Raw genomic sequence first — 7,683 nt, forward strand, 5'->3', positions numbered from 1 at the left:
GCACGCGTGCCGGATGACGCGGACGCCGTAACGGTCGTCCTCACCACCGCGCCCGACGGCGAGACGGCGGAGCGGATCGCCCGGGCACTGGTGGGCGAGGGGCTGATCGCCTGCGCGAACGTGGTGCCGGGCGTCACGTCCATCTACCGGTGGGAGGGCGAGGTCCGGCGGGACGGCGAGGTGCTGGTGGTGATGAAGACCACGCGCGGGCGCCTAGCCGCGCTGTTCGGGCGGGCGGCCGAGCTCCACCCGTACGAGGTGCCGGAGCTGCTGGCGCTGGACGTGAGTGCAGGGCTGCCGGCGTACGGCCGGTGGGTGGCGGATGAAACCCAGGCGGGAGTCAGGGGAGACGGCGAGCCCCCCCGCGCAACCAGGATCGAGAATGCCGCGCAAGAGTAAGGCGACGACGGGCGAGGATCAGGCGGCGGCGGCCCCGGCCGGCGACGACGCGGAGGCGCAGGCCGCCTTGGCTGCGGCCGAGAGCGACGCGGCGCGCGACCTGGCCGCGCGCTTCGAGAAGGCCGACGCGCTCGCCGCCGCGGGCGACCTGGCCGGCGCCGCCGAGGCGTACGCCGCCCTCGCCGCCGGGCCCGCGGAAAGCGTGCGCGCGCTGCTGGGTCTGGGCGCCGCGCTGGCGGCGCAGGGCAAGTACGACGCCGCCGAGAAGGAGCTGCGCCGCGCCCTGAAGCTCGCCCCGGAGCTGCCGGAGGTGCACCAGCAGCTGGGCGCCACGCTGTACAAGCGCGGGGTGTACGCCGCCGCCGCCACCGCTCTCCGCCGCGCCGTGGAACTGGACCCGGAGGCCGCCACGTCGTACGTCATTCTCGGCGAGGCGCTGAACCAGATGGCCGAGTCCGACCAGGCCATCGAGGCGCTGGAGCACGCCGTGCGCATCCACCCGGACAGCGCGCGCGCCTACTACGCCATGGGCATCGCCTACGACCGCAAGGGCAACCCCGACCGCGCGGCGGAGATGTACCGCCTCTCCCGCGAGGTCGCCAACGGGCGCTGACGCATCGTCCGCCGCCCAACGCCCAAGCGCCCGCCGGAGTCCTCTCCGCCGGGCGCTTCGTTTTCTCCTCTCGCGAGACCTCATCCAACCGTAGGGGTGCAGGCCGCCGACCGTACATGGTTACCCGACTGTATGCGTGATCCAGAACACGTTGTTCCGGAGCCATTCCGTGTTCGCTTCGGATTTGCCGTGAAGGTCGGCAAGATGGTTCAACGTCGCGCGTAGATCGTGCACCAGGCCCGCAGCGTTCCGCTGGTATTGCCGGTCGCGGGCCAGCAGGATTCCTGCATGGTCTCTTCCCCGCAACGCCCAATCCCGATGGAGCGCCTGGAAATCCGCGACGTTGTACGTGAGCAGGGCCATTCCGTTCTGCGCCGCATAGGCAAGCTGCTGCGGGTCCGACCGGCCGCGCCGCCCGATCTCCGTCACATGCGAGGCGGTGAACCCTGCTTCCCGCAGCATGGCGGCGACTTTGTTCGTGACGCACTCATCCACCAGAATCGGAGCCAGATAGTCCATCACCGGCCCGCCTAGCGGCCAGATGCGTCGCGAACGGCGGCCTCATGCCGGCCGCGATCCGCAGCCACCAGATACGGCTCGTCCGCCGCGTACGCGAGCGCCCGCAGGACGTCTGCCCGAGACAGCCAGGGATACTCTTCCAGCACGTCCTCGACGCGGTTGGCGTGGTTGTACAGGTCCTCCACCATGAACACCGGGATCGCGCTGCCTGCGATCACGGCCGCGCCGCCCCAGACTTCCGGAGTGCGCGATACACCGAGCGGTTGCGACGTGCGAGGCATGGGCTTCGATCCTCAACGGGGTTGGTCGGCGGGGGAGGCGCCGTGCTGCTGCATCGATGCGGGGCACGTCCGAAGTATTTCAACTGCCGGAAAGCATGTCAACCCATATGTCGGCGCAAACGCCGCACCAGGGTTGTAGCCTGCTTACACGGCCCGCCTCAGCCGGGGGAATATTGCAGGCTCTGTCCGCCTCGCGGCACGCGCTGTCCCCGCGCTATCTTCTCCGCGATCCGCAGGCCGCGGCCTTTCGATGTGGTCGCGATGCCCGGCCGTTCATCTCCCGATGCAGTGGAAGGGCTGGCGTGCTCGATCTTTCGGCGGACATGGAGGTGGCGATCGCGGCGGTGCGGGCGGCGGGGGAGGCGATCCTGCCGGGCTTCCGCAGCGGGCAGGACGTGCGCTACAAGAGCGCCGATCAGCCCGTGACGGACTCGGATCTCCTGGCCGACGAGATGCTGAAGGCGGCGCTGATCGGTGCGCGGCCGGAGTACGGATGGCTCAGCGAGGAGACGAAGGACTCGCCGGACCGGCTGGGGCGCGAACGGGTGTGGGTCGTGGACCCCATCGACGGCACCAACTCGTTCGTGAAGGGCATCGCGGAGTGGGCCATCAGCGTCGACCTGGCGGTCGATGGAGAGGCCGTGCTGGGCATCGTGCACAATCCCGTGACGGGCGAGCTGTTCCACGCCGTCCGCGGCGGCGGAGCGTTCCTGAACGGCGAGCCGATCCGCGTCTCCGCCGCGACTCCGCAGGCGTCGGAGCGCACCTGCCTGGCGTCCCGCGGGGAGATGAAGCGCGGCGAGTTCGACCGGTTCCACGGCTGGACGCTGAAGCCGCTGGGCAGCACGGCGTACAAGATGGCGAAGGTGGCCGACGGCACCGGCGACGTCTTCGTCTCGCGCGGCCCGAAGAGCGAGTGGGACGTGTGCGGCGCCGACGTGATCGTCACCGAAGCCGGCGGCCGCGTCACCGACTCGCTGGGCCGGCCGCTCGCGTACAACCGCCCCAACCCGGAGGTGCAGGGCACCATCGCGACCAACGGCGCGCTCCATGATCCGCTCTGCGCCTTCGTCGGCTCGCTCCCGCCCGTGACCCGCGTCTGGCGCTGACGAGGTCGCTGGCGTACTGCGCATCTGCACCATCGTTGATGTAGCGCCTGTCCCGGCCGAGTTCCAGTCTCTGAGCTGACTAGAGCCGCCGCGTCGAAACGGTCCCGCCGTTAGTCCCCGCAGGGGGACTTTGCGCGGTCGTTGCCGCGGTTTCAACCGCCAACCGTCCGCACCACATCTACCGAAAACCCGATGTTCATCGTTCTGCTGAACTACGTGAAGCCGATCGCGGACGTGGAGGCGCACACGCCCGCGCACCGGGCGTACCTGGACCGGCACTACGCGAGCGGGCGGCTGATCTGCTCGGGCCCGCGCGTGCCCCGCACCGGCGGCGTGCTCCTCGCGCGCGGCGACGACGAGGCCGAGCTGCGCGCGCTGCTGGCCGACGATCCGTTCCAGGTGCACGGGATCGCCGAGTACGAGCTCATCCGGTTCCAGCCCGGCAAGCACGATCCGGCGTTTGCGCCCTTCCTCGCGCCGCTGGCCTGACGAACCGTCCGGTCCTCGCCTCGCAACGCTTCGGCTGAATGCGGGGCAAGGAGGGCGGACTAGATGCGCATCTCACCGCGCGCTGGTGCCGATCTCCCACCGCTGAAGCGAGCGGCGGTTTCGGATTCCGTGCGGTCTACGTTGAAACCGCCGCGCGGATGGCTTATCTTCCCCGGCTGTGGAAAATCTCCGCCCGCGCTGGCGCGTCGAACCCGAATCTTCCCGTGGAGGTGCCCCGTGGCCGGGCATAGCAAATGGAAGCAGATCAAGCGTAAGAAGGCGATCACCGACAACAAGCGCGCCGCCAACTGGACCAAGCTGATCCGCGAGATCACGGTGGCGGCCAAGGCGGGCGGCGGTGACCCCAGCGGAAACCCGCGCCTGCGCCTGGCGATCGACACGGCGAAGGCCGCCAACATGCCCAACGAGAACATCGACCGCGCCGTCAAGAAGGGCACGGGCGAGCTGGAGGGCGTGAACTACGAGGAGATCACGTACGAGGCGTACGGGCCGGCCGGCGTGGCGATCATGGTGGACGCGCTGACCGATAACGGCAACCGCACCGTGGCCGACATCCGCAAGATCCTGTCGCGCAACGGCGGCAACCTGGGCACAGCCGGCTCGGTGGCGTGGATGTTCGACCGGCGCGGCCAGATCCTGCTGGATGCCGAGCGGTACGACGAGGGCGCGGTGATGGAGGCGGCGCTGGAGGCGGGCGCCCTGGACATGCAGGCCGACGACGGCGGCTTCACGGTGCTCACCGAGGTGCCGGACTTCCACGCCGTGCAGGACGCGCTGCGCGCCCAGAAGCTGGAGTGGGAAGACGCCGAGCTTGCCATGGTGCCCAAGAACACCGTGCGCGTGGAGGGCCCCGACGCCGACAAGCTCGTCAAGCTGCTGGACCTGCTCGAGGAGCTGGACGACGTGCAGAAGGTGTACTCCAACGCCGACGTGGATGAGGACAGCCTCTCCGACGACTGAGGCGGCGCGTGGTGGCGGGCTTCCCGTACGGCCGCCGCGGCCGGGCCGCACCGTGGTGCTGGGGGTGGACCCCGGCACGGCCGTGACCGGCTACGGCGTCGTCGCCCGCGGTGGCGACGGCGCCTTGTCGCTTCTGGAGTGCGGCGTGATCCGCACCGACGCCAAGGCGCCGCTGCCCGAGCGCCTGCGCGACATCTACGAAGGCGTGGTGGAGGTGCTGGAGCGCAACGACCCCGGCGTCGTCGCGGTCGAGGGCGTCTTCTACGGCAAGAACGTCCGCTCGTCCCTCGTGCTGGGCCACGCGCGCGGCGCCATCCTGCTCGCGGCCGCGCTGCGCGACCTCGAAGTCGTCGAGTATCCCCCGGCGGAGGTGAAGAGCGCCGTCACGGGCGCGGGTGCGGCCACGAAGGACCAGGTGGGCTTCATGGTCGCTCGCCTGCTCAAGCTGAGCGCCGCCCCCAAGCCCGCTGACGCGGCCGACGGCGTCGCCATCGCGCTGTGCCACTGCTTCCGCGGCTTCGGCCCGGCGTCTCGCGCCGCCGCCAAGTCGCAGCTCCAGACCCCCCGCGTGCGAAGGAAAGCCCTGTGATCGTACGCATCCGCGGCGAGCTGCTGGTCCGCGACCTGGAGCGGGTGGAGGTGATGACGGCTGGCGGCGTGGGCTACGAGGTCCACATCCCCACCACCGTCTTCGAGCGGCTTCCGCGGCTGGGCGAGCAGGTCACGCTCCGCACCTTCCAGGTCGTGCGGGAGGATGCGCACCTGCTCTTCGGCTTTCTGGAGGAGACGGAGCGCACGTTGTTCTCGCGCCTCCTGGCCGCCAGCGGCGTGGGGCCCAAGCTCGCCCTCGGCCTCCTCTCCGCGATGTCGGCCGAGCAGCTGGCGCGGTCGATTCGCGAGCGGAACGTGGCGGCGCTCACGGCGGTGAGCGGGGTGGGGAAGAAGACGGCCGAGCGCATCGTGGTCGACCTCTCCGGTAAGCTGGACGACGTGGCCTTCGCGCCTTCGGGCCTGGCCTCGCGCGTGCCGGGATTGGACGAAGCCCTCCGCGCCCTCGCTGCCCTCGGCGTCTCGACTCCCGAAGCAGACCGCGCCGTCCGCGCCGTCGTCGCCGAGAAGGGCCCGCTCCCTGCCCCCGACCTCATCCGCCAGGCGCTCGCAAAGCTGAAGTGAGGTAGGGGCCGGGTCTGTAGATGTGATGCAGGCGATGTCACCTGGCCGTGATTCCTCGAAGCCTGCCGGCGCCCGGCGGTTGAAACCGCGGCAACAACTGCGCAAAGTCCCCCTGCGGGGACTAACGGCGCGGCGGGGAGTTCCGCGCAATACATGGCGCCAGTGCTTGCGGAAGCGGATCGGATGCGATGAATCGCACCCCTACCCACCTCGGCTGCTCCGCGGTGCTTGAGGGACGTTGCGGCGGAGATAGATACGACCGCCCGGTGCCGCTCGACCCGCCCCCCCGCGGCGCGCAGCGCGAGTCGCCGGCGCGTCGGATGCGAGGAGGGCGCGGCTCGCAAACCGAGCTAGGACATGCGCTAAGGCCCGCCTTCCCCCGCTTGCGGGTGAGGGCAGGCGAGGAACGAGCCGGGTGAGGGCCCTCTCAGCCCACACCGGTGTATCAGATCGCACACCGAACAAAACCCGCATCACCAGAACGCATCTACATGGCGCAGAAGAAGGCTGGCGGAGACGACGCGTGGGAGGAGCCCGGGCAGAGGCGGGCCCGGTCGCGCCCGTCGCCGCTGCCGGAGCCGGCCGAGCGCTCCGAGATCACCACGCCGGAGCCCCTGGCCGGCGAGGAGACCGAGGAGCTTAGCCTCCGCCCCAGCAAGCTGTCCGAGTTCATCGGGCAGCCCAAGGTCAAGGAGGCGCTGGGCATCGCCATCGACGCGGCGCGGGGGCGCGGCGAGCCGCTGGACCACACGCTGCTGTACGGGCCGCCGGGGCTGGGCAAGACCACGCTGGGCCTGCTGATGGCGCGCGAGATGGGGGTGAACATCAAGATCACCTCCGGGCCCGTGCTGGAGAAGCCGGCGGACCTGGTGGGCACGCTCACCAACCTGCGCGAAGGCGACATCCTCTTCATCGACGAGATCCACCGGCTGCGCCCCATCATCGAGGAGTTCCTGTACCCGGCGATGGAGGACTTCCGCGTGGACATCCGCCTGTCCGACGGGCCCAACGCGCAGACCATCTCCATGCCGGTGGAGCGTTTCACGCTCATCGGCGCCACCACGCGCTACGGCCTGCTCACGCCGCCCATGCGCGCGCGGTTCGGCATCATCCAGCGCATGCACTACTACCCGGTCGACCAGCTCGCCTTCATCGTCGCGCGCACGTCCGAGATCCTGGGCGTGGCGTGCACGGAGGAGGGTGCGACCGAGATCGCGCGGCGCTCGCGCGGCACCCCGCGCGTGGCGAACCGGCTCATGCGGCGGGTGCGCGACTTCGCCCAGGTGCGCGCGAACGGGCACATCGACCAGGCGGTCGCGGACGCGGCGCTGCAGCTGCTGGATGTGGACGACATGGGGCTCGACGAGATGGACACGCGCGTGCTGCGCTCGCTCATCGAGCACTTCGGCGGCGGGCCGGTGGGCCTGGGCACGCTCGCCGTCGCAATCGGTGAGGACGCGGGGACGCTGGAGGAGGTGTACGAGCCCTTCCTCATCCAGAACGGCCTGCTCATGCGCACGCCGCGCGGCCGCGTGGCCACCGCGCTGGCCTACCGCCGCTTCGGCTACGCGCCGCCGGTGGACAACGCGGGCGGCGCCGGGCACGAGCCGCCGCAGGGGAGCCTGTTCGGATAGTGGGCGAGCGCACGTTCCGCACGTCGGACTTCGACTTCCATCTCCCGCCCGGGCAGATCGCGCAAACGCCGGCCGCGCGCCGCGACGCCAGCCGCCTGCTCGTCCTGGACCGCGCGACGGGAGATGTGGCGCACCGCACCTTCGCCGACCTGGCGGAGATGATCCCCGCGGGCGACGCACTGGTGCTCAACGAGACACGCGTCTTCCCCGCACGCCTCATGGGCCGCAAGCCCACGGGCGCCCCCGCGGAAGTCTTCCTCCTCCATCCCGAAGGCGGGGACGAGGCGCTTTGGCGCGCCCTCGTCCGCCCCGGTGGCAAGCTGAAGCCGGGCCGCACGGTGGAGATCGGCCCCGAGCTGTCGGTCGAGATTGTGGAGTCAACGCCGTCCGGCGAGCGCATCGTCCGCCTCGTCACGCCGCTGCCGGTCGCCGAGGCGCTGGAGAGGTACGGCGAGGTGCCGCTGCCGCCGTACGTGGAGCGCCAC

General features: G+C 70.7%; 11 protein-coding genes. 9 read left to right on the forward strand and 2 right to left on the reverse strand.

Annotated elements, in window-relative coordinates; all coding sequences use genetic code 11:
- A partial coding sequence (gene cutA, locus VFE05_05030; protein HET6229422.1) for a divalent-cation tolerance protein CutA occupies nt 1–399 on the forward strand: 399 nt, incomplete at its 5' end.
- Nucleotides 383–1,012 carry a tetratricopeptide repeat protein gene (locus VFE05_05035; GenBank protein ID HET6229423.1) on the forward strand — a complete coding sequence of 210 codons (630 nt, stop codon included), beginning with the start codon at nt 383–385 and terminating at the stop codon, nt 1,010–1,012. The genes cutA and VFE05_05035, both read left to right, overlap by 17 nt.
- Before the next feature lie 120 nt (nt 1,013–1,132).
- Here VFE05_05035 and VFE05_05040 read toward each other — a convergent pair whose 3' ends face one another.
- Both VFE05_05040 and VFE05_05045 read right to left on the reverse strand, forming a co-directional pair.
- Nucleotides 1,133–1,531: a DUF5615 family PIN-like protein gene (locus VFE05_05040; GenBank protein ID HET6229424.1), complete on the reverse strand. Its 399-nt coding sequence runs from the start codon at nt 1,529–1,531 to the stop codon at nt 1,133–1,135.
- Nucleotides 1,532–1,542: 11 nt separating this feature from the next.
- Nucleotides 1,543–1,812, reverse strand: coding sequence for a DUF433 domain-containing protein (locus VFE05_05045; protein ID HET6229425.1), 270 nt, complete (start codon nt 1,810–1,812; stop codon nt 1,543–1,545).
- 302 nt (nt 1,813–2,114) lie between these two features.
- On the opposite strand from VFE05_05045, the gene VFE05_05050 reads away from it, so the two are divergent.
- The 7 genes from VFE05_05050 to VFE05_05080 form a co-directional block, all read left to right on the forward strand.
- Entirely contained in the window at nt 2,115–2,921 is an 807-nt protein-coding gene (locus tag VFE05_05050; GenBank protein HET6229426.1) for a 3'(2'),5'-bisphosphate nucleotidase CysQ, read from the forward strand.
- 192 nt (nt 2,922–3,113) lie between these two features.
- Nucleotides 3,114–3,410, forward strand: a complete 297-nt coding sequence (locus tag VFE05_05055; protein ID HET6229427.1) for a YciI family protein — start codon at nt 3,114–3,116, stop codon at nt 3,408–3,410.
- A 237-nt stretch (nt 3,411–3,647) separates the two neighbouring features.
- Nucleotides 3,648–4,391 (forward strand): YebC/PmpR family DNA-binding transcriptional regulator, encoded by a 744-nt coding sequence (locus VFE05_05060; GenBank protein ID HET6229428.1) that lies wholly within the window; start codon nt 3,648–3,650, stop codon nt 4,389–4,391.
- On the forward strand, nt 4,366–4,980 hold the full coding sequence (gene ruvC, locus VFE05_05065) for a crossover junction endodeoxyribonuclease RuvC (protein HET6229429.1): 615 nt from the start codon (nt 4,366–4,368) through the stop codon (nt 4,978–4,980). Before VFE05_05060 ends, ruvC begins: the two co-directional genes overlap by 26 nt.
- A complete protein-coding gene (gene ruvA / locus VFE05_05070) occupies nt 4,977–5,564 on the forward strand; it encodes a Holliday junction branch migration protein RuvA (GenBank protein ID HET6229430.1) in 588 nt (195 codons plus the stop codon). The genes ruvC and ruvA overlap by 4 nt, the downstream gene beginning before the upstream one ends.
- 491 nt (nt 5,565–6,055) lie before the next feature.
- Complete coding sequence (gene ruvB / locus VFE05_05075) at nt 6,056–7,198, forward strand: Holliday junction branch migration DNA helicase RuvB (GenBank protein HET6229431.1); 1,143 nt, start codon at nt 6,056–6,058, stop codon at nt 7,196–7,198.
- On the forward strand, nt 7,198–7,683 hold a 486-nt coding region (locus tag VFE05_05080; protein HET6229432.1), incomplete at its 3' end, for an S-adenosylmethionine:tRNA ribosyltransferase-isomerase. The genes ruvB and VFE05_05080, both read left to right, overlap by 1 nt.

Source organism: Longimicrobiaceae bacterium (assembly GCA_035696245.1).
Classification (GTDB): domain Bacteria; phylum Gemmatimonadota; class Gemmatimonadetes; order Longimicrobiales; family Longimicrobiaceae; genus DASRQW01.